The following is a 19,656-nucleotide window of genomic DNA, read 5'->3' as shown; positions in this document are numbered from 1 at the left end:
TACATCTCCACCCAACACTCATACTTTGAAAATCGGGTGCCGCTCGCAGAGTCCGGGAGCGGGTTATCGATTATCGTGATTCCCCATCGGGGGCACGCATCATGTCTTCAAGGCTTGTTTCGAAACTTGTGCTACTTGAGAAAAGCTCCGTTGGACGGCCTCACGTCCTCAAACATTACTGGGTCGGGAATGGCGGCTTCGCTGGCATTCCCCAACCTGTCCGCTTTTGGCGGCGCCTGGACTATAACAGCAATGTTTAAGTGCTTCAAATAAGGGAAAATTGATATCATCCGCGCATGACAAATACCCCCTCTCAGACCTCCGGCGTGCAAATGCTCGAGGTCTCGCCGGAGCTTGCCGGCCAGCGCATCGATAATTTTCTCCGTACACAGCTTAAAGGTGTGCCCAAGACCTTGATCTATCGCATTTTGCGCAAGGGCGAGGTGCGGGTTAACAAAGGGCGTATCAAGCCTGAGTACAAGCTCCAGGCGGGTGATGTCGTGCGAGTGCCGCCGTTGAGGTTGCCCGAGCGGGACGATCCGGTCCCGCTTGCGCAAGGTCTCCTTGAGCGCCTTGAGGCGGCAATAGTTTTCGAAGACAAGGCGTTGATCGTGCTGAATAAACCGGCTGGTATCGCGGTGCATGGCGGCAGCGGTCTTAGTTTCGGAGTGATCGAGGCGCTGCGTCAGCTGCGCCCGGACGCAAAGGAATTGGAGCTGGTGCATCGCCTGGATCGGGATACTTCTGGGCTGCTGATGATCGCGAAGAAGCGCAGCATGCTGCGTCACTTGCATCTGCAATTGCGCGGTGATGGTGTCGACAAGCGTTATATGGCGCTCGTACGGGGGCGCTGGGATACGAGCAAGAAACAAGTAAACGCGCCCCTGCTGAAAAACACGCTGCGTTCGGGTGAGCGGATGGTGGAAGTCACCGACGAGGGCAAGGACGCCCTGACGCTTTTTCGAGTGCTCCGCCGTTTTGGCGACTTCGCTACGCTGGTCGAGGCCAAGCCGGTAACCGGGCGTACGCATCAGATTCGCGTGCATGCCCGGCATGCCGGACACAGCATCGCCGGCGACAGCAAGTACGGGGATGAGGAATTTTCTGCCGTTATTCGTGACCTGGGTGGCAAGCGCCTGTTTTTGCATGCCTACGCCCTCAGGGTGCCTCTGCCTGATGGTGGCGAACTGAGTTTGGAGGCGCCGGTCGATGAAGTCTGGACCCGGACGCTGGAGAGGCTTGGTGAATAACTACGAACTGCTGATCTTTGATTGGGATGGGACATTGGTGGATTCGATCGGGCGTATCGTCGAGTCCATTCTGGTGGCTGCTACCAAGTGCGATCTGCCGCGCCTGGATGAGAACAGTATCAAGGGAATTATTGGCCTGGGGCTGCCAGAAGCGATAGCTGTGCTGTATCCAGGCGAGACGGACAGGAAGCTGGTAGAGGCGTTTCGTCGTGCCTACGCCGATCATTATCTGGCCTTGGAGTCTGAGCCGTCGGCGCTCTATCCGGGGGTGGCGACGGCTTTACAGCACTTTCGTGATCGGGGGCACCAGCTTGCCGTGGCGACGGGTAAAGGGCGGCGCGGGCTGGATAGGGTGCTAGCAGGGCAGGGCTGGAGCGATTTCTTCGATGTAACCCGTTGTGCCGACGAGACGGCCAGCAAGCCTGATCCGCTCATGATTCACGAGATTCTTGAACACTGTGGCGTCAGTCCCGAGCGCGCCCTGATGATAGGGGACTCGGTTTTCGATCTGGAAATGGCTAGGCGAGCCGGCGTGGACAGTGTTGCGGTGTCCTATGGCGCGCAGCCTCTCGAGGTGCTGCTGTCGTGTTCGCCGCGCATGGCTATCAATCATTTTTCGGAGCTCGGTGAATGGCTGTGCTCTGCTGCTAGTCCCGCTGAGGTGGTTACATATGTCGGATGAATGGGGAAGGCCTGTGAGCGAGTCCAAGGAAGACGGCAACAGCTGGAAGCTGTTGGAGAAGACCCTGCTTGCTGGCGTTCAGGAGCAGCGGCGAGCTCGGCGCTGGGGGATCTTTTTCAAGCTGTTGACCTTTGTCTATCTCTTTGGGGCGCTGCTGATGTTCTCGCCTCTGTTGCAGATGGGTGACGGGAAGGCTGTCGGTGAGTCCCATACCGCGGTGATCAATGTAAGGGGGATGATTGCTGACGAAGAGGCGGCGAGTGCGGACAACATCGTCCGTGCGCTGCGCACAGCCTTCGAAGATTCGAATACCAAGGGAGTGGTATTGCGGATCAACAGCCCGGGCGGCAGTCCGGTGCAGTCCGGTTATATCTATGACGAGATCCGCCGGCTACGTGGCGAATACCCGGCGATCAAGGTCTACGCGGTGATCGCTGATCTGGGCGCCTCGGGTGCCTATTACATCGCCAGCGCGGCGGATGAAATCTACGCTGACAAGTCCAGTTTGGTTGGTTCAATCGGTGTGACGGCGGCAACCTTCGGATTTGTCGAGACCATGGACAAGCTGGGTGTCGAACGTCGGGTGTACACCTCCGGCGAACATAAGGCGTTTCTGGACCCGTTCCAGCCGGAAAAGCCAGGAGAAACCGAGTTCTGGCGAAATGTGTTGGCGACCACTCATCGGCAGTTCATCGATAGCGTGAAACAAGGTCGTGGCGATCGACTGCAGGTCGCCGGGCATCCCGAGCTCTTTTCCGGGCTTATATGGTCTGGTGAGCAGGCGCTTGAGCTCGGCCTGATCGACGGCCTTGGCAATGCCAGCTACGTCGCGCGCGAAGTGATTGGGGAGGATGAGCTGGTCGACTTTACCGTCAAGGAGTCGCCTCTGGAGCGATTCACCAAGCAGCTCGGCGTCAGTATTGGTTCGCAGTTGGCCCTGTGGATGGGTTTCCAGGGTCCGCAACTGCGTTAATGGGTTGTCAGGGAAGTTCGAGTCCGGCGCTATTGAGCATGTCGACCAGTCGGATCAGGGGTAACCCTATCAGGCTGGTAACGTCTGGCCCTTCCGTGCTCCGGAACAAGCTGACCCCTAAACCTTCGGCCTTAAAGCTGCCCGCGCAGTCGTAGGGTTGCTCGGCCTGAAGGTAACGCTCGATCTGCTGGTCGCTGAGCGTACGGAAGTGGACAGTAAACCGTACGCAGTCGACCTGCGTCGTCCCGGTTTGGCTGTCAAGCAGCGCCAGTCCAGTCAGGAAGGTGACGCTTTTGCCGCTGCAGGCCTGTAACTGCTGCTTCGCTCGCTCGAATGTGTAAGGTTTGCCGAGGATCTCTTCTCCAAGTACAGCTATTTGGTCGGATCCAATAATCAGATGCTGCTGGTGGGTTCGTCCCAATGCCCGAGTCTTCTCAAGAGCCAGTCGGCGTACAAGCTGTTCCGGCTGCTCGCCAGGGTGTGCGGTTTCGTCTATCTCTGGAGAGCTGCAATCGAACTCCAGTTGCAGGCGTGAAAGCAGTTCTCGTCGGTAGGGGGAGCTTGAAGCGAGAAGCAGGCGGCGCATTTTTCTTCCTTTTATATAGGGGGCCATTGGTAGTCGGATTGGCTCGATTGTGCGGCTGAATTCCTTTGACAGTCGAGGGGCGCATCCCTAGAATGCCGCGCTTATGTTGAAAGGACCAATACCTCCGCACGTAGATCCGCGCAAGCTCGCTGACCGAGCGGCTTCCCTGAAGGGTGAGCTGCAATTGTCTGGGCTGAAGCGGCTCGTCGATCCTCTTGAGGACGATAAGGGTGTGGTGCGCGCCAGTTTTGATTTTGGGCGCGACGAGCAGCGCACTGTGGTCATTCACAGTGATCTGGACGTTGAGGTCACGATGATTTGCCAGCGCTGTCTGGAGCCGGTTGTTCTGCCTATTCACAGCGAGTGCGATTATGCCGTCGTGAATGAGGGTTCGAGCAGCCAGCACCTGCCCAAGGGCTATGACGTGCTGGAAGTGGGAGAGGATCCTCTGGATCTGCTGGCGCTGGTTGAAGAGGAGCTTCTGCTTGCTCTTCCGATTGTTCCACTCCATGACCCAGAAGTTTGCCAGCCGCCGGCTGGGCCTGATGAGCCCGAGCCGAGTGAGGACGAGGTATCGCGGTCCAACCCGTTCAGCGTACTGGCTCAGTTAAAGCGTGACCCAAACGTTTAGGAGTTGATCCCAATGGCTGTTCAGCAGAACAAAAAATCCCGTTCCGCCCGTGACATGCGTCGTTCGCACGACGCGCTCGAGCCGAACGCCCTGTCCGTAGAAAAGAGCACAGGTGAAGTTCACCTGCGTCACCACGTTTCCCCGGAAGGTTTTTACCGTGGTCGTAAAGTGATCGATAAGGGCGCTGACGAGTAATCTTGTCTGCTCCGGTCATAGCGATCGATGCAATGGGTGGGGACTTCGGTCCCCACTGCATTGTTCCAGCCAGTGTCCAATGTCTGGCTGAAGTCCCCTCGCTGCATCTGGCCCTGGTTGGCCAATCCTCCATACTTGAAGAAATCATCGCCCAGCATCCAGCTGTTGATCGCGCTCGCCTGACGATTGTCGATGCCGATGAGGTAATCGGCATGGATGAGCGGCCGGCGCAGGCGTTGCGTGCCAAGCCGCGCTCGTCCATGCGCGTCGCTTTGGAGATGGTGCGTGATGGTCAGGCGCAGGCCTGTGTCAGTGCCGGGAATACCGGAGCGCTGATGGCGCTTGCTCGCCAGGTATTGAAAACCCTTCCTGGGGTCGACCGCCCTGCAATGGTGACCGCTATTCCCACGCTAAAGGGGCCGTGCCTGTTGCTTGACCTCGGGGCGAACGTGGACTGCACTGCCGAACAGCTCTATCAGTTTGCGGTAATGGGGTCGGTTGCGGCGGAAAGTCTCGGCATCGAGCGGCCGCGAGTTTCGTTACTGAATATAGGTACAGAAGAGATCAAGGGGAACCAGCAGGTCAAAGCGGCGGCGGGGCTGTTGCAGCAGGCTGGCTGTATCAATTATCAAGGCTTTATCGAAGGTGATGGTCTGTTTCGCGGCGAGGCAGATGTGGCGGTGTGCGATGGCTTTGTTGGCAATATCCTGCTCAAGTCCAGCGAAGGCCTGGCTCAGATGATTACACTGCGCGTCGAGACGCTTTTTCGCCGCTCGTTTGTTTCACGTCTCGTGGGTGCGCTGGCGCTGCCGCTGTTGCGTCAGTTGCGGGCCGACCTGCGGCCGGCTCAGTACAACGGTGCCAGCTTCCTTGGGCTTCAGGGTATTGTCGTAAAAAGCCATGGTGCCGCGGGGGCCGAAGGTTTCCGGTCAGCAATAGGTCGTGCTGCTCAGGACCTGGAGCGAAATCACCCAGCGCAATTGCGCGGTCGTCTCGAACACTTGCTTGTGACTGGTCGGTCCGCAAGCGACCCTGGCGATGTGACTGCTGTCGATCGCTCGCCATCCAACTGAAATTCGCTGCGCCCTCGTGCGTATTCTTTCCCGACGAACAACCACAAGAGAGTCGTTTCATGTCTGCATCACTTGCATTCGTCTTTCCAGGCCAGGGCTCCCAAGCCCTTGGCATGCTTGCCGAGCATGGCTCACAGCAGTCGCAGGTCATCGACACCTTCGCCGAGGCCTCGTCTGTGCTGGGTTACGATCTGTGGGCGCTTTGCCAGCAAGGCCCAGAGGATCAGCTCAACCAGACTGACAAGACTCAGCCGGCCATTCTGACCGCCTCAGTTGCTTTATGGCGTTTGTGGCTGGCTGAGGGCGGTGCGAAGCCGGCATTCGTTGCAGGTCACAGTCTGGGCGAATACTCGGCGCTTGTTGCTGCGGGCAGCCTTCCGTTTGCTGACGCGGTGAAGCTCGTTGAGTTGCGGGGTCAGCTGATGCAGCAGGCCGTTCCTGCCGGCACCGGCGGTATGGCGGCGATTCTGGGGCTGGATGACGCAGAGGTGCTGGCGGCATGTGGCGAGGCGGCGCAGGATGAAGTAGTCAGCGCAGTCAACTTCAATGCACCTGGCCAGGTCGTGATTGCCGGCAATGCGGCAGCGGTCGAGCGAGCCATTGAGATCTGCAAATCCAAAGGCGCCAAGCGCGCCATGCCGCTGCCGGTTAGCGTGCCCTCTCACTGCGATCTGATGCGGCCGGCGGCCGAGCGTTTTGCCGCGGCAGTCACCGGTGCAGCCTGGCAGGCGCCGGAAATTCCGCTGGTGCAGAATGTAAGCGCGGCAATCGTTTCGGATCTCGACACCCTCAAGCGTGATTTGCTGGCTCAGCTCTATAGTCCGGTTCGCTGGGTCGAAACTATTGTTGTGCTGAGTGAGCGTGGTGTGACCGGTTTGGTCGAGTGCGGTCCCGGCAAGGTGCTTTCCGGCCTTAACAAGCGCTGCGTCAAAGGCGTCAGCACCTACAATCTGGACACCCCCGAAGGTTTTGCTGCCGCCCGTGGCGCAGTGCTCTGAACAAGGAGATATATATGAATCTGCAAGGCAAGGTCGCACTGGTAACAGGCGCCAGTCGTGGTATTGGTCAGGCTATCGCGCTTGAGCTCGGTCGTCAGGGTGCTATCGTGATCGGCACGGCGACCTCTTCTTCGGGCGCTGAGCGCATTGCCGAAACGCTCAAAGAGAACGGCATAGAAGGAGCTGGGCTGGTATTGGATGTCACTAGCGATGAGTCTGTGGCCACGACGCTGGAGCATATTCAGCAGCACCTGGGGCAGCCAGCTATTCTCGTAAACAACGCTGGCATCACGCGTGACAACCTGATGCTGCGGATGAAGGACGATGAATGGCATGACGTTATCAACACCAATCTCAGCAGCCTGTACCGTCTGACCAAAGGTGTCTTGCGTGGTATGACGAAGGCGCGCTGGGGACGAATTATCAGCATTGGTTCCGTGGTGGGTGCCATGGGCAACGCTGGACAGGTAAACTACGCTGCGGCCAAAGCCGGACTTGAAGGTTTCAGCCGGGCGCTAGCCCGTGAAGTCGGCTCGCGCGGCATCACGGTCAATTCCGTGGCGCCGGGTTTCATCGATACAGACATGACGCGCGAGCTTCCCGAAGCCCAGCGTGACGCACTGCTGGGGCAGATCCCGCTGGGTCGTCTTGGGCAGGCGGAAGAGATTGCCAAGGTCGTTGCCTTTCTAGCTTCTGACGGCGCTGCCTATGTCACCGGAGCTACGGTTCCGGTGAATGGCGGTATGTACATGAGCTAATGTGACGCCAAACGCATGTATGCAGTCATAACGGCTGATTAGTTTCGTTATAAAACTGTGGTTGGTTTATAGACAGATGGTTGAAGGCAGGTTCATGCTTGCCCGCTTTCAGCTTGAAATGCGGAAAACGCTTTCTATACACTACCGCGCAGACCAGCTGCCTGATTTTTCCATAGGAGTGAAAACAAGGTATGAGCACCATCGAAGAACGCGTCAAGAAAATCGTTGCCGAGCAACTTGGCGTCAAGGAAGAGGAAGTTACCAACAGCGCTTCCTTCGTCGAAGACCTGGGTGCCGACTCCCTTGATACCGTTGAGCTGGTGATGGCTCTGGAAGAGGAATTCGAGACCGAAATCCCGGACGAGCAAGCCGAGAAGATCACCACTGTTCAAGAAGCTATCGACTACATCAACGCGCACGCGCAGTAAGTCGTAGTCCTGCTTCGAACCAGTAAGCCGCACTGCCTTCAATGGGCAGTGCGGCTTTTGTTTGAGTTAGCTGAATGCAGTGGGTCGTGCCTATGGCCGACATCTGTGAAGGCGACTCTCTGTCCTCGCAGATGCTAGCGGAACAGGGCGAGTCGAATGAATGCAAGGAGAATTGCTGTGTCGCGTAGACGCGTCGTAATTACCGGTATGGGCATGCTATCGCCGCTGGGTAACGATGTGCCAAGCAGCTGGCAGGGGATTCTCGCCGGCCGCAGTGGTATCGGCCTGATAGAGCATATGGACCTTGCCGCCTATTCCACTCGCTTTGGTGGATCAGTCAAAAATTTCGATGTCGAGCAATACCTGCCTGCAAAAGAGGCTCGTAAGCTCGACCTTTTCATCCAGTACGGATTGGCGGCCAGTTTCCAGGCGGTACGTGACTCCGGACTGGAAATTACCGATGCCAATCGCGAGCGCGTCGGCGTCGCGATGGGCTCAGGCATCGGTGGCCTGACCAATATCGAGAACAGCTGCAAGGCGTTGATCGAACAAGGGCCTCGCCGAATCTCGCCCTTTTTTGTGCCAGGCTCGATCATCAACATGGTGTCGGGTTTTCTGTCGATCCATCTGGGCCTGCAGGGCCCTAATTACGCCATCGCTACGGCTTGTACTACGGGTACGCATTGCATCGGCATGGCCGCGCGCAACATCGCTTATGGCGAAGCTGATGTGATGATTGCCGGTGGCTCGGAAATGGCGGCCAGCGGACTTGGCATCGGCGGGTTCGCGGCGGCGCGCGCATTATCTACGCGTAATGAAGATCCGGCTTCAGCTAGCCGCCCATGGGACAAGGACCGGGATGGCTTTGTGTTGTCCGACGGTTCAGGCGCGCTGGTATTGGAGGAGCTTGAGCATGCCAAGGCTCGCGGGGCAAGGATCTATGCCGAGGTGATTGGTTTCGGCATGAGCGCGGATGCATTTCACATGACTTCGCCCCCTGACGATGGCGCGGGTGCTGCGCGCTGCATCCGTAACGCGATTGTGGACGCACGGGTCGACCCAGCTCAGGTTGACTACATTAACGCTCATGGCACCTCAACACCGGCCGGCGACAAGGCCGAAGCCGCTGCGATCAGAACGGTATTCGGCGATCACGCATACGACCTGTCGGTGAGCTCGACCAAGTCAATGGTCGGTCATCTGCTTGGCGCGGCTGGCGCTGTTGAGGCGATTTTCAGCGTGCTTGCTATCCGCGATCAGGTAGCGCCACCGACGATCAACCTTGATGAGCCTGGCGAGGGATGCGACCTCGATTTCGTTCCGCACGAGGCCAAACCGCGGACAATCGATATCGCAGTCTCTAACTCCTTTGGTTTTGGCGGCACCAATGGATCGCTGGTGTTCCGCCGGTTCGCCGAGTGAAGTTGAGCTGGGTGGACGGGCAGCCGGCTGAAGGGCTGCCCATTCATGATCGAGGGCTTGCGTACGGCGACGGTTTGTTTGAGACGATCAAGGTGGTGGGCGGCCAGCCCGAGCTGTTAGATAGGCATTTACAGCGACTGACGCGTGGCTGTCAGCGTCTGGCTATTCCCTGTGATATCGACCTCTTGAACAATAATCTCAGCGCTTTCTGTGCCGAGCTTGGGAGGGGTGTAGCTAAGCTCATTGTCAGCCGAGGGGAGGGCAGGAGAGGCTACGCTCCCCCCATTCCTTGCCGGCCCCGAATCGTTCTAACCGGATCACCCCTGCCTGATTACCCGAATGCACATGCCGAACAGGGCGTGCGCCTTTTCCCCTGTACGACCCGTCTTGCCGAGCAGCCGATTCTGGCCGGGCTGAAGCACCTGAACCGTCTGGAGCAGGTGCTGGCCCGCGCCGAGTGGCAGGATTCGGTATTCGCTGAAGGCTTGATGCGCGACAGCTCCGGGCGGGTTATCGAAGGCGTGTTCAGTAACCTGTTTATCGTCGATTCAGACAGGTTGATGACTCCGTCCCTCGAGCGTTGCGGTGTGGCGGGGGTCATGCGCGAAGAAGTGCTGGAGCGCGCGCAGCAAGCTGGCGTATCAACCCACATCGGCGATCTTTCGCTCGATCAGCTACATCGTGCAGACGAGGTTTTTATGTGTAACAGTCTGTACGGTATCTGGCCTGTGCGCCAATTGGACGCCAGTGTATGGCCGGTGGGGCCTGTCACACGTAAACTTCAATGCTTGGTGAATGATCTGTCGAGCAATACGTGATTCGAAAACTGTCTTATGCGCTAATTGGCGCCTCGCTGGTCGCTGCGCTGGTGCTCGGCGTGGTCTTTTGGAAGCTGCAGGCCGCGTTGGGACAACCACTTCAGATTGATGAAGCGCAAGCGCTCGAGGTCCAGCCCGGCGATACGCCCAGTGGCTTGTTTCTGCGGTTGGAGCGAGACGGCATATTGGGCGACTCGTTTTGGTTGAGGCTGCATTGGCGGCTGAAACTTTCCGGCCATACCTTGCACAGCGGCGAGTATCAGTTGCGCCCTGAGATGACTGCCCGCGACATGATTGGGCTATGGCAACGAGGCGAGGTGGTGCAGCACACCTTGACCATCGTCGAAGGATGGAACTTTCGTCAGGTGCGGGCCGCGTTGGAGGCGTTGTCTACGGTTCAGCAGACGATAGCTGGCCAGTCGGATGAGAAGGTCATGGAGCGCCTCGGTCAAGAGGGCTCGCACCCCGAGGGGCGTTTTTTTCCAGACACCTATAGCTTTACACGCGGTGTTTCCGATCTTGAGCTGCTTCAGCGCGCCCATTCGCGGCTGGAGACAGTGCTGGCTGAAGAATGGCAACAGCGTAGTGAAGGCTTGCCCTATCAAGACGCCTACGAGGCGCTGATCATGGCTTCCATTATTGAAAAAGAAACCGGCGTTCCTTCAGAGCGCGGCGAGATCGCCGGCGTTTTCGTTCGTCGGCTTGAGCAGGGCATGCTGCTGCAGACTGATCCGACGGTGATCTATGGCATGGGCGAAAAGTATAAGGGCCGCATCACCCGCAGTGATTTGCGTCGGCCGACTCCCTACAACACCTATACCATTAGCGGCCTACCACCGACGCCGATCGCTATGGTTGGCCGCGAAGCGATTCACGCAGCTCTGCATCCAGTTGAAGGAAAAAGCCTCTACTTCGTCGCGCGGGGGGATGGCAGTCATGTCTTCAGCAATTCCTTGAGCGAGCACAACCGCGCGGTGCGTGAGTATCAACTCAAGCGCCGATCAGACTACCGCTCCAGCCCACCGCCCCGGCAAAGCCCGGCGCCGATCGAGAATGCCCAGTGACAGGACTCTTTATTACGTTGGAAGGGCCGGAGGGTGCGGGCAAGAGCACCAACCGCGAGTACCTCGCCCAGCGCTTGCGCGGCCACGGTCTTGATGTCGTCTTGACACGAGAGCCTGGAGGTACGCCATTGGCGGAGTCCATTCGTGAGCTGCTGTTGGCGCCTGCCGACGAGCCAATGAACAGTGATGCGGAGCTTTTGCTGGTTTTTGCTGCGCGCGCCCAGCATCTTGCTCAGGTCATCCGCCCCGCGCTTGAGCGTGGCGCTGTGGTGCTTTGCGACCGCTTTACCGATGCCACCTACGCTTATCAGGGTGGTGGGCGTGGGCTCTCTACTCAGCGCATCGAACAGCTTGAAAGTTTCGTACAGGGCGAGATGCGCCCAGACCTGACGCTAGTTTTCGACTTGCCTGTAGAGGTCGGTCTAAGCCGGGCCGCTGCGCGTGGCCGCCTCGATCGGTTTGAACAAGAGGGGCTCGGATTTTTCGAGGCCGTGCGCAACACCTATCTCCGTCGGGCGGGGCAAGACCGGCAGCGCTACCGCATTGTCGACGCGGGCCTGTCCCTGTCGGCGGTGCAAGAGGCGCTGGACAGGCTTTTGCCTGAGGTGTTGGAACGTGCCCGTGGCTGACGGCATTCTTCCCTGGCAAGCTGATCTCTGGCATCTGCTGGCCGGTCGTCAACAGCATGCTCATGCATATTTGCTACATGGACCTGCGGGCATCGGCAAGCGTGCGCTAGCCGAACAGCTTATGGCGCTTTTGCTGTGTCAGCGACCGTCAACGCAGGTCGCCTGTGGAAGCTGCAAAGGCTGTCTGTTACTGGCCGCTCATACCCACCCAGACCACTACATCCTGGAGCCCGAGGAGGTCGACAAGGCTATCCGGGTCGATCAGGTTCGGCAGCTGGTAGGGTTCGTTACCCAGACGGCTCAGTTAGGCGGGCGCAAGGTCGTGCTGCTCGAGCCGGCCGAAGCGATGAACCTGAACGCTGCCAACGCGCTGCTGAAGAGTCTTGAAGAGCCAGCAGGCGATACCGTTCTGTTGCTTATCAGCCACCAACCCAGCCGCTTGCTGCCAACGATCAAGAGTCGCTGCGTGCAGCAAAGCTGTCCATTACCGAAGCGCCAGCAGAGCCTTGATTGGCTGGCGGCCAAGCTTCCTGATGTATCGCCCGCGCAGCGAGAAGAGCTACTTGCGTTGTCTGCGAACTCACCCCTGGCAGCGCTTAAGCTGCACAGTGCTGGTGTACTTGATATGCGGGTGCAGGTGGTCGACGGGGTGAAGAAGCTGCTCAAACGGCAGCATTCGCCCAGTCAGCTTGCTGAAGCCTGGAACCCGCATTCGTTGATTCTGTTATTCGACTGGTTTTGCGAGTGGGCACATCTGATTTTGCGTTTTCAGATGACCGGCGATGAAAGTGGTCTTGGCACGGCCGATATGCAGAAGGTGGTTCAATACCTGGCGGAGAAATCTTCACCTGACCGGCTGCTGACGTTTCAGGATTGGCTGCTTGCCCACCGGCAGAAAGTGTTAGGCAAAGCCAACCTTAACCGTGTCTTGCTTCTCGAAGCGCTTCTGGTGCAGTGGGCAAGCTTGCCCGGGCCAAGCTAGAATCCATCGGAACTGTTGTTAGGAATACTGCATGAGCCTGCCTGCAAACCTTGGTCCGCGTAACGGCATTCTGTCCCTGACCATCAAGGACAAGTCAGTGCTCTATGCCGCGTTCATGCCGTTCATCAAGCATGGCGGATTATTCATTCCCACCAACAAAAGCTACAAGCTCGGCGACGAGGTGTTCATGCTGCTGAGCCTGATGGATGAGCCTGAAAAAATCCCAGTCGCCGGCAAGGTCGTTTGGATTACGCCCAAGGGTGCTCAAGGCAACCGGGCGGCGGGCGTTGGTGTGCAATTCAATGAAGGCGACTCGACAGCGCGCAACAAGATCGAAACCTACCTGGCCGGCGCGATGAAGTCCGACCGACCAACGCACACCATGTAAGTTGATAACGGACGGCTGCCCGTTTCACTTCGCCTCCTTCTGGACTTTGCTGTTTTTGCTTGAGCTACCTTGGCCTGACGAACCTGGCTGCGAATGAGCAGGTGCTTGCTCTACAATGGCGCGTTTAGGTTCGGGTAGTTTCCATGCTGATCGACTCGCATTGTCACCTAGATCGCCTCGATCTGGCCTCGCACGACGGCTCCCTTGATGCAGCGCTCGATGCAGCGCGTCAACGGGGTGTTGGGCATTTCCTCTGCATTGGTGTCAGCGCCGAAAACACGGCGGCGGTCAAAGCGCTCTCGCAGCGCTATGAAGACGTCGACTGTTCGGTGGGCGTACACCCGCTGGACCTCGAGCCCGGCGCCGAACCTGCGTTGGGCTGGTTACTGCAGGAGCTTGACTCACCCGGCGTGGTGGCAATCGGGGAAACTGGGCTGGATTATCACTACGAGCCCGAAGCCGCTGAGCTGCAGCAACAGTCGTTCCGTCTGCATCTTGATGCCGCACAGATCTGCGGTAAACCTGTCATCGTCCACACCCGTGCGGCTCGCGCCGACACACTGGCACTGCTTCGCGAAGCGTCGTTGCCGCAGGCCGGCGTACTGCATTGCTTCACCGAAGACTGGGACATGGCCAAGTCAGCCCTGGATCTCGGGTTCTATATTTCGCTATCGGGTATCGTAACTTTTCGCAACGCCGAAGCGCTTCGCGATGTGGCCCGCCGTGTTCCTGCGGATCGTCTGCTGGTGGAAACGGATTCGCCCTATTTGGCCCCGGTCCCGTACCGTGGAAAACCGAACCTGCCGCAGTATGTGCGGGAAGTTGCCGAATTCCTTGCCGAGTTGCGTGGCGTCGGTTTCGAGGCCCTTGCCGCGCAAACGACGGAGAATTTCAAGCGGCTGTTTCCCTTGGCTCGCGTCAAGAGCTGAAGCCCGGCGCGGCTGCTTGCAAACCGGCGCACGCGGCGGGCCTTCTCTGCAGATGCGGTGTACAATCCGCGCCGCTTCACGCACATGCCGGCTACCGGCATGCGGATGTGACGGTTGGCTTGACGTTCATGCATCGCCTGCCGTCAGTTTCGTTTTTTCTTCGTCACAGACCAAACAAGGTGACGCCATGTCCAGCGATGCGCTGCACACTGGGCCGCTTCAACGCGGCCTGAAAAACCGGCATATCCAGCTGATCGCGCTTGGCGGGGCTATCGGAACGGGGCTCTTCCTCGGCTCGGCTGGCGTGCTGCGCAGCGCCGGGCCTTCGATGATTTTGGGCTATGCCATCGGCGGGATGATCGCGTTCCTGATCATGCGTCAGCTCGGTGAGATGATCGTCGAAGAGCCGGTAGCTGGGTCCTTCAGCCACTTCGCGCATAAATACTGGGCGCCCTATGCGGGCTTTCTGTCCGGTTGGAACTACTGGGTGCTCTACGTACTGGTGGGAATGGCCGAGCTGACGGCGGTAGGCAAATACGTCCAGTTCTGGTGGCCGGAAGTGCCGACTTGGGCCACCGCTGCAGTGTTTTTCGTGCTGATCAACCTGATCAATCTGGTCAATGTGAAGACCTTTGGCGAGACTGAGTTCTGGTTTGCCATCGTCAAGGTTGGCGCCATCGTTGGCATGATTGCGCTGGGCCTGTACTTGCTCCTGAGCGGGACAGGTGGCGAGCAGGCCGGCTTCAGCAACCTCTGGAGCCACGGCGGATTCTTCCCCAACGGCATCAGCGGGATGGTCATGGCCTTGGCCATTATCATGTTTTCCTTCGGCGGATTGGAGTTGGTGGGGATTACCGCAGCTGAAGCATCGGACCCGAAGACGGTCATACCAAAAGCCATCAATCAGGTTGTTTACCGGATTCTGATTTTTTACATCGGCGCCCTCAGCGTTCTGTTGGCGTTGTATCCATGGGACAGCTTGCTGGAAACGCTGGGCTCGGCCGGCGACCCTTACAGCGGCAGCCCTTTCGTGCAGATCTTTTCACTGATCGGCAGCGACACTGCGGCGCACATCCTTAACTTCGTGGTGCTGACGGCGGCCCTCTCGGTCTATAACAGCGGCGTGTACTGCAACAGTCGCATGCTGTACGGGTTGGCAGAGCAGGGCGATGCGCCAAAGGTGCTGATGATGGTGAATCGCCGTGGTGTGCCTGTGCTGGCGATCGCCCTATCAGCGCTGGTCACCATGCTCTGCGTGCTGGTGAACTACCTGCTGCCGCAAACAGCACTTGAATTGCTCATGTCGCTGGTGGTTGCGGCGCTATTGATCAACTGGGCAATGATCAGCCTTGCCCATTTGAAGTTTCGCAAGGCGATGAAAGCGCAGGGTATCGAGCCTTCCTTCAAGGCCTTCTGGTACCCGTTCAGCAATTATCTGTGCCTGGCGTTCGTGGCATTGATTGCGGCCATCATGCTGTCAATGCCAGGTCTGCGAACGTCCATCATTGCCATGCCCTTCTGGGTGCTGTTCATCTGGATATGCTTCCGGTTGCGGCTTTCGAGCAGGCGTGAAGTGCATAGTGAAGCCTGAGGCACGAGCAAAAAAAACCCGGCGTCACGAGGAGCCGGGTCAAGACCATTAGGAGTATGAGGTCACGTTCCTCGCTCCCTCAGCTGGCCGAGCATTGGGGGGATTGCGCGGCCAGTGATTGAAGTATTGGTCCGGATCGCTAACCCTGCTGGGCGAATGCTGTCATTTTTAAACGGATTTGGAATAGTCACGATCAGGCTGATCGCTCACTTCGCGAGCAGCCGGTGAATGATGGACAAAGTTTGCTCGATGACCTCAGGTCGCGTGTAGAAATGCGGTGACAGCCTGATCCCTCCGCCCCGAAGCGCACAGACAACCTGCTCTTGTTTGAGGCGTTGAAAAACAGTCGGGTTGTCCATTCCGTCAACCGTGAACGTAAGGATGCCTGCCCGTCGGCCTGGATTGGTTGGGCTCAGCAGCGCGATACCCTGCATGGCCGACAGCTCGCGCTGAAAATGCTCGATGCGTTGGGCCAGTGCCTGGCCCACTGCGACCATTCCAACTTCTTCCAGCAGAGACAAGCTTGCGTCCAATGCCATGGCGCCAAGCAGATTTGGGCTGCCGCACTCGAAGCGCTGAGCGCTGGATGCTGGCTGCCAGTCGCTGCGGTCATAATCACCGGCGTGCTCAAGCATATGCCAGCCGTATTCGTGAAGCTTGAGCTGACCGCGCAAGTCGCTACGGCAATAGAACACCCCCAGGCCCTCCGGCCCCAATAGCCATTTGTGCCCATCCGCCATGGCGAACGCGCATCGATACTGCTGAACATCGAATGGCAGCGCGCCCAGCTGTTGTATTGCATCAATGCACAGCAGTACCCCTCGTTGCTCGCAGCCTTGACCGAGTCGTGGCAGATCGAGCCGTAGCCCACTGGCGTACTGCACGGCACTAATCGCCAGTAGCCGCACGCTCGGGCCACAGGCCGCGAGCAGATCGCCTTCGGGATCTTTGCCCTTGAGACTGACCTGGATGACCTCAACTCCTTGCGGTTGCAGCGCCTCCCAAACCACACGATTGGAAGGAAACTCCTCGTCGCTTATGACGACCTGGTCACCTGCTTTCCAATCAAGCCCAAAGGCCACGAAAGAAAGCGCTTCCGAGGTGTTCTTAACCAGCGCAATGTCCGCTGGGGTGGGTGCGTTGAGTAATCTGGCCAGACGATCTCGCAGACGGTGTTCGACCGCTAGCCATTGGGGATAATCGCGCGCGCCAATCGTGCTGTTCTGCTCGGCAAATTTGATTACCGCATCAGTCGCGCGACGTGGCCAGGGCGCAACAGCCGCGTGATTTAGGTACCGTAAGCCTTCGATTTGGGGAAATTCGTCATTCACTGTACTCATAGGCAATGTTCCGTGCATTTTCTGACTAAACAGGCATAATCATCTGCTTCGATTTTTCACTCCGCAGCCCCTTATGCAAAATGAATCCCGCAAGGTCCGCGAATTTCGCCGTCGCGAACAAGAGATTCTCGACACGGCGCTCCAGTTATTTCTCGAACAAGGTGAAGACAGTGTCACTGTCGAGATGATCGCCGACAGGGTGGGCATCGGCAAAGGCACCATCTACAAGCACTTTAAATCGAAGGCTGAAATCTACCTTCGGCTGATGCTCGACTACGAGCGGGATTTGAATGAGCTGCTCCACTCGTCGAGTCTCGATCAGGACAAGGAAGCGTTGTCGCGAGCCTACTTCGAGTTTCGTATGGGCGACCCCCAGCGTTATCGCCTGTTTGACCGGCTCGAGGAAAAGGTGGTCAAAGGTAATCAGGTGCCTGAAATGGTCGAGGAACTTCATCGTATCCGCGCCTCCAACTTCGAGCACCTGACCCAGCTGATCAAAGGTCGCATCGCCGAAGGCAAGCTGGAAGACGTACCGCCTTACTTCCACTATTGCGCCGCGTGGGCTCTGGTGCATGGTGCCGTTGCGCTGTATCACTCGCCATTCTGGAGCAATGTTCTTGAGGATCAGGAAGGTTTCTTCCAATTCCTGATGGATATCGGCGTGCGAATGGGCAACAAGCGCAAGCGCGACTAGCAACTTGGACCAGCGGCAATGGCTAGCTGGCGAGGCGGGTAGATCCGATGAGCACATTTCCCATCAGCTACATCGAGCCGGTGTTCCGGCCGCCAAGCGAAGCGCATTCGCTGATCTTGCCTGTTACCAATGGATGCTCCTGGAATCGCTGCACCTTCTGCGAGATGTATGTTCAGCCGCAGAAGAAATTCCGTGCTCGTGACGAAGAGCAGGTGCTTGAAGAGATCAGGCGATGTGGCGAGCGACTGATCGTTCAGCGCGTGTTTTTAGCTGATGGGGATGCGCTGGTACTACCGACTCGCCGACTGCTGACTATTCTCGAGCAAATCCGCAAGCACATGCCCGATGTCGAGCGCGTGTCGAGCTACTGCCTGCCGCGTAATCTTCGCAAGAAGTCGGTCGACGAGCTCAAGGAGCTTGCCGATGCCGGTCTCAAGATGGCCTATATAGGCGCAGAATCCGGCGACGACGAGGTGTTGGCACGGGTCAATAAAGGTGAGACGTACGAGTCGACCCTCGGCGCATTGGACAAGTTGCGGCAGGCTGGAATCACGCGCTCGGTGATGATCCTCAACGGCCTGGGCGGAAAGCTACTCAGTGCGCAGCATGCAGTAAATTCGGCCCGCTTGATGAATCAGGCGCAGCCTGAGTATCTGTCTACGCTTGTCGTCAGCTTCCCGGGCGGCGAGGCGCGCTTTCGCCAAGGGTTTGCGGATTTCGAGCCACTTGACCGTCAGGCGCTGTTCGCCGAGATCGAGACCCTATTGCAGTCGCTGGAGCTCGAGGACACCGTGTTCCGCAGCGACCATGCTTCAAACTACCTGGTACTCAAGGGCGTTCTGGGCCAGGACAAGAGCGCCCTGTTAGCTCAAGTCCGCCAGGCTATTGAATCACCGGAGCGTGCACCGCTGCGCCAAGAGTGGCAGCGGGGCCTCTGACTCATATTCCTGCGAGCTGGCGTGTTTGCTGCATTGCTTTGTCGAACGTCGGTTTTCCGTCAGGACTGGTGCAAATGATGAAAGTGTTCAGCCTTATCGTGGCCGTGCTCATGCTGAGCGGCTGCATGAAGGTCAGCGATATGGCCGAGGAAACCCGCTACCAACTGCGAGACGTTGGCATTCTCGACCATAGCGAGACGGTGAGGTCCGCCTCGTGGCGGCTGCAGCCGGATTCATTCATCTACATTGCGCAGGGGCACTTCGTTCCCCCAGGCGGGGCTTATCCTCGACCGAACGTGGTGGCTGAAGAGGCGTTTGAGAGCTTCGTCCGCTACTTTCCGCTGGTCCGGCGCGCACCAGAACCTGTAGGGCTGGAGGAAGCATTGAACCAGGCGGCGATCGCTGGTGCCCATTACTTGTTGTATTCGCGCTTTGCCGCGGCCGATGACCGTATTGGCAGTTTTGACGAGCTCAACGACCAGCGCGCGCTTGATCGTCTGGGTGTTGATACCAGTGTGGTTCAGTTGATGCTGATCGAGACCGGAAATCGGTATCTGGTCGATACGGCAAGTATTCGAAGCCGCGGCGGTTTGCTAAACATTTATGACGCGACACCGCAGGTCTTGTTGGGGCCGCCCTTGCGTGACTACGCCCGGCGCCTGATAGGCCTGGGACGCTGAGGAGCCGATATGAGCGATACGGGAAAAGCTGCAAACCTGTTGAGTCAGATTCCCAAGGCCGAGAAAAAAGGCCTGCCACCGGTACACCTATGGAACCCGCCATTCTGCGGTGATCTGGATATGCGAATCGCGCGCGACGGGAGCTGGATCTACCAGGGCACGCCAATCGGCCGGCCAGCAATGGTGCGGCTTTTTTCATCGGTGATCCGGCGAGACGGCGACGATTATTTCCTGGTGACCCCAGTCGAGAAGGTCGGCATCAAGGTGGATGACGCGCCTTTCGTGGCAGTGGAGTTGGTGGCGGAAGGAAGTGGCGAAGGCCAGGTGTTGCGCTTTATCACCAATGTCGGCGACGAAACCGAAGCGGGAATCGAGCATCCCATGCGGGTCGAGCTGAATCCTGATACGCAGGAGCCAGCACCCTACGTTCATGTGCGAGCCAATCTCGAGGCACTTATACATCGCAACGTGTTTTACCAGTTGGTGGAACTGGCAGTGCCGCGAGAGATCGATGGTGTCGCTTGGCTAGGCGTCTGGAGCCATGGCCAGTTTTTTCAGATTGGTCGCTCCGAGTAGTGCGTTAGAGCGGCTTGAGCCGCTCACTTTC

The 19,656-nt window shown here is 58.1% G+C and carries 23 protein-coding genes; 21 read left to right on the top strand and 2 right to left on the bottom strand.

Annotated elements, in window-relative coordinates:
- Positions 1–296 precede the first annotated feature (296 nt).
- From rluC to sppA, 3 genes are read left to right on the top strand one after another with little or no spacing between them, the layout of a single operon-like run.
- Complete coding sequence (rluC, locus tag AAGW23_RS04240; protein ID WP_342405124.1) at positions 297–1,250, top strand: 23S rRNA pseudouridine(955/2504/2580) synthase RluC; 954 nt, start codon at positions 297–299, stop codon at positions 1,248–1,250.
- Complete coding sequence (locus AAGW23_RS04235; RefSeq protein WP_342405123.1) at positions 1,243–1,932, top strand: HAD-IA family hydrolase; 690 nt, start codon at positions 1,243–1,245, stop codon at positions 1,930–1,932. The genes rluC and AAGW23_RS04235 overlap by 8 nt, the downstream gene beginning before the upstream one ends.
- Positions 1,922–2,905 carry a signal peptide peptidase SppA gene (gene sppA, locus AAGW23_RS04230; RefSeq protein ID WP_342405122.1) on the top strand — a complete coding sequence of 328 codons (984 nt, stop codon included), beginning with the start codon at positions 1,922–1,924 and terminating at the stop codon, positions 2,903–2,905. Before AAGW23_RS04235 ends, sppA begins: the two co-directional genes overlap by 11 nt.
- A 7-nt stretch (positions 2,906–2,912) precedes the next feature.
- On the opposite strand, the gene AAGW23_RS04225 is transcribed toward sppA, so the two are convergent.
- Positions 2,913–3,491 (bottom strand): nucleoside triphosphate pyrophosphatase, encoded by a 579-nt coding sequence (locus AAGW23_RS04225; protein ID WP_342405121.1) that lies wholly within the window; start codon positions 3,489–3,491, stop codon positions 2,913–2,915.
- 103 nt (positions 3,492–3,594) lie between these two features.
- Between AAGW23_RS04225 and AAGW23_RS04220 the strand changes: the two genes are divergently transcribed.
- The 14 genes from AAGW23_RS04220 to AAGW23_RS04155 all read left to right on the top strand — a co-directional run bounded on the left by AAGW23_RS04220 (position 3,595) and on the right by AAGW23_RS04155 (position 15,397).
- Complete coding sequence (locus AAGW23_RS04220) at positions 3,595–4,122, top strand: YceD family protein (protein ID WP_200637737.1); 528 nt, start codon at positions 3,595–3,597, stop codon at positions 4,120–4,122.
- Positions 4,123–4,134: 12 nt separating this feature from the next.
- Positions 4,135–4,317 (top strand): 50S ribosomal protein L32, encoded by a 183-nt coding sequence (gene rpmF, locus AAGW23_RS04215; protein ID WP_019342480.1) that lies wholly within the window; start codon positions 4,135–4,137, stop codon positions 4,315–4,317.
- Between the two features lie 2 nt (positions 4,318–4,319).
- Positions 4,320–5,390, top strand: a complete 1,071-nt coding sequence (gene plsX / locus AAGW23_RS04210; protein WP_200637742.1) for a phosphate acyltransferase PlsX — start codon at positions 4,320–4,322, stop codon at positions 5,388–5,390.
- 59 nt (positions 5,391–5,449) lie between these two features.
- The gene (gene fabD / locus AAGW23_RS04205) at positions 5,450–6,388 is read left to right on the top strand and encodes an ACP S-malonyltransferase (protein ID WP_200637744.1); all 939 of its coding nucleotides are present in this window, start codon (positions 5,450–5,452) and stop codon (positions 6,386–6,388) included.
- 14 nt (positions 6,389–6,402) lie between these two features.
- Entirely contained in the window at positions 6,403–7,146 is a 744-nt protein-coding gene (fabG, locus tag AAGW23_RS04200) for a 3-oxoacyl-ACP reductase FabG (RefSeq protein ID WP_102834806.1), read from the top strand.
- Between the two features lie 191 nt (positions 7,147–7,337).
- The gene (gene acpP / locus AAGW23_RS04195; protein WP_003283670.1) at positions 7,338–7,574 is read left to right on the top strand and encodes an acyl carrier protein; all 237 of its coding nucleotides are present in this window, start codon (positions 7,338–7,340) and stop codon (positions 7,572–7,574) included.
- Between the two features lie 177 nt (positions 7,575–7,751).
- A complete protein-coding gene (gene fabF, locus AAGW23_RS04190; protein ID WP_342405107.1) occupies positions 7,752–8,996 on the top strand; it encodes a beta-ketoacyl-ACP synthase II in 1,245 nt (414 codons plus the stop codon).
- Positions 8,997–8,998: 2 nt separating this feature from the next.
- A complete protein-coding gene (gene pabC, locus AAGW23_RS04185; protein ID WP_200637748.1) occupies positions 8,999–9,814 on the top strand; it encodes an aminodeoxychorismate lyase in 816 nt (271 codons plus the stop codon).
- Positions 9,811–10,878 (top strand): endolytic transglycosylase MltG, encoded by a 1,068-nt coding sequence (mltG, locus tag AAGW23_RS04180; protein ID WP_200637750.1) that lies wholly within the window; start codon positions 9,811–9,813, stop codon positions 10,876–10,878. The genes pabC and mltG overlap by 4 nt, the downstream gene beginning before the upstream one ends.
- Entirely contained in the window at positions 10,875–11,507 is a 633-nt protein-coding gene (gene tmk / locus AAGW23_RS04175; protein ID WP_200637752.1) for a dTMP kinase, read from the top strand. The genes mltG and tmk overlap by 4 nt, the downstream gene beginning before the upstream one ends.
- Positions 11,500–12,489 carry a DNA polymerase III subunit delta' gene (locus AAGW23_RS04170; RefSeq protein ID WP_200638178.1) on the top strand — a complete coding sequence of 330 codons (990 nt, stop codon included), beginning with the start codon at positions 11,500–11,502 and terminating at the stop codon, positions 12,487–12,489. Before tmk ends, AAGW23_RS04170 begins: the two co-directional genes overlap by 8 nt.
- 31 nt (positions 12,490–12,520) lie before the next feature.
- Positions 12,521–12,877: a PilZ domain-containing protein gene (locus AAGW23_RS04165; protein WP_019342489.1), complete on the top strand. Its 357-nt coding sequence runs from the start codon at positions 12,521–12,523 to the stop codon at positions 12,875–12,877.
- 143 nt (positions 12,878–13,020) lie between these two features.
- The gene (locus AAGW23_RS04160) at positions 13,021–13,806 is read left to right on the top strand and encodes a TatD family hydrolase (protein WP_342405101.1); all 786 of its coding nucleotides are present in this window, start codon (positions 13,021–13,023) and stop codon (positions 13,804–13,806) included.
- Between the two features lie 187 nt (positions 13,807–13,993).
- A complete protein-coding gene (locus AAGW23_RS04155; protein WP_342405100.1) occupies positions 13,994–15,397 on the top strand; it encodes an amino acid permease in 1,404 nt (467 codons plus the stop codon).
- A gap of 206 nt (positions 15,398–15,603) precedes the next feature.
- Here AAGW23_RS04155 and AAGW23_RS04150 read toward each other — a convergent pair whose 3' ends face one another.
- Positions 15,604–16,737 (bottom strand): aminotransferase class V-fold PLP-dependent enzyme, encoded by a 1,134-nt coding sequence (locus AAGW23_RS04150; protein WP_342405099.1) that lies wholly within the window; start codon positions 16,735–16,737, stop codon positions 15,604–15,606.
- 73 nt (positions 16,738–16,810) lie between these two features.
- Between AAGW23_RS04150 and AAGW23_RS04145 the strand changes: the two genes are divergently transcribed.
- The 4 genes from AAGW23_RS04145 to AAGW23_RS04130 all read left to right on the top strand — a co-directional run bounded on the left by AAGW23_RS04145 (position 16,811) and on the right by AAGW23_RS04130 (position 19,625).
- Complete coding sequence (locus tag AAGW23_RS04145) at positions 16,811–17,431, top strand: TetR/AcrR family transcriptional regulator (RefSeq protein ID WP_342405098.1); 621 nt, start codon at positions 16,811–16,813, stop codon at positions 17,429–17,431.
- A 47-nt stretch (positions 17,432–17,478) separates the two neighbouring features.
- Positions 17,479–18,369, top strand: coding sequence for a radical SAM protein (locus tag AAGW23_RS04140; RefSeq protein ID WP_342405097.1), 891 nt, complete (start codon positions 17,479–17,481; stop codon positions 18,367–18,369).
- 74 nt (positions 18,370–18,443) lie between these two features.
- Positions 18,444–19,049 (top strand): DUF4823 domain-containing protein, encoded by a 606-nt coding sequence (locus AAGW23_RS04135; protein ID WP_073300746.1) that lies wholly within the window; start codon positions 18,444–18,446, stop codon positions 19,047–19,049.
- Positions 19,050–19,058: 9 nt separating this feature from the next.
- Positions 19,059–19,625, top strand: coding sequence for a DUF1285 domain-containing protein (locus AAGW23_RS04130; protein WP_342405095.1), 567 nt, complete (start codon positions 19,059–19,061; stop codon positions 19,623–19,625).
- The last annotated feature ends 31 nt before the right edge of the window (positions 19,626–19,656 follow it).

The sequence above is a fragment of the Stutzerimonas chloritidismutans genome, from assembly GCF_038562055.1.
Lineage (GTDB): Bacteria > Pseudomonadota > Gammaproteobacteria > Pseudomonadales > Pseudomonadaceae > Stutzerimonas > Stutzerimonas chloritidismutans_A.
This window is presented reverse-complemented; position numbering and strand designations above follow the sequence as displayed.

Bases quoted from the DNA above. Each gene is read 5' to 3' on its own strand.
- rluC (WP_342405124.1), top strand. From the start codon at position 297: ATGACAAATACCCCCTCTCAGACCTCCGGCGTGCAAATGCTCGAGGTC.
- sppA (WP_342405122.1), top strand. From the start codon at position 1,922: ATGTCGGATGAATGGGGAAGGCCTGTGAGCGAGTCCAAGGAAGACGGC.
- AAGW23_RS04225 (WP_342405121.1), bottom strand. From the start codon at position 3,491: ATGCGCCGCCTGCTTCTCGCTTCAAGCTCCCCCTACCGACGAGAACTG.
- AAGW23_RS04220 (WP_200637737.1), top strand. From the start codon at position 3,595: ATGTTGAAAGGACCAATACCTCCGCACGTAGATCCGCGCAAGCTCGCT.
- rpmF (WP_019342480.1), top strand. From the start codon at position 4,135: ATGGCTGTTCAGCAGAACAAAAAATCCCGTTCCGCCCGTGACATGCGT.
- fabD (WP_200637744.1), top strand. From the start codon at position 5,450: ATGTCTGCATCACTTGCATTCGTCTTTCCAGGCCAGGGCTCCCAAGCC.
- fabG (WP_102834806.1), top strand. From the start codon at position 6,403: ATGAATCTGCAAGGCAAGGTCGCACTGGTAACAGGCGCCAGTCGTGGT.
- acpP (WP_003283670.1), top strand. From the start codon at position 7,338: ATGAGCACCATCGAAGAACGCGTCAAGAAAATCGTTGCCGAGCAACTT.
- AAGW23_RS04165 (WP_019342489.1), top strand. From the start codon at position 12,521: ATGAGCCTGCCTGCAAACCTTGGTCCGCGTAACGGCATTCTGTCCCTG.
- AAGW23_RS04160 (WP_342405101.1), top strand. From the start codon at position 13,021: ATGCTGATCGACTCGCATTGTCACCTAGATCGCCTCGATCTGGCCTCG.
- AAGW23_RS04155 (WP_342405100.1), top strand. From the start codon at position 13,994: ATGTCCAGCGATGCGCTGCACACTGGGCCGCTTCAACGCGGCCTGAAA.
- AAGW23_RS04150 (WP_342405099.1), bottom strand. From the start codon at position 16,737: ATGAGTACAGTGAATGACGAATTTCCCCAAATCGAAGGCTTACGGTAC.
- AAGW23_RS04145 (WP_342405098.1), top strand. From the start codon at position 16,811: ATGCAAAATGAATCCCGCAAGGTCCGCGAATTTCGCCGTCGCGAACAA.
- AAGW23_RS04140 (WP_342405097.1), top strand. From the start codon at position 17,479: ATGAGCACATTTCCCATCAGCTACATCGAGCCGGTGTTCCGGCCGCCA.
- AAGW23_RS04135 (WP_073300746.1), top strand. From the start codon at position 18,444: ATGATGAAAGTGTTCAGCCTTATCGTGGCCGTGCTCATGCTGAGCGGC.
- AAGW23_RS04130 (WP_342405095.1), top strand. From the start codon at position 19,059: ATGAGCGATACGGGAAAAGCTGCAAACCTGTTGAGTCAGATTCCCAAG.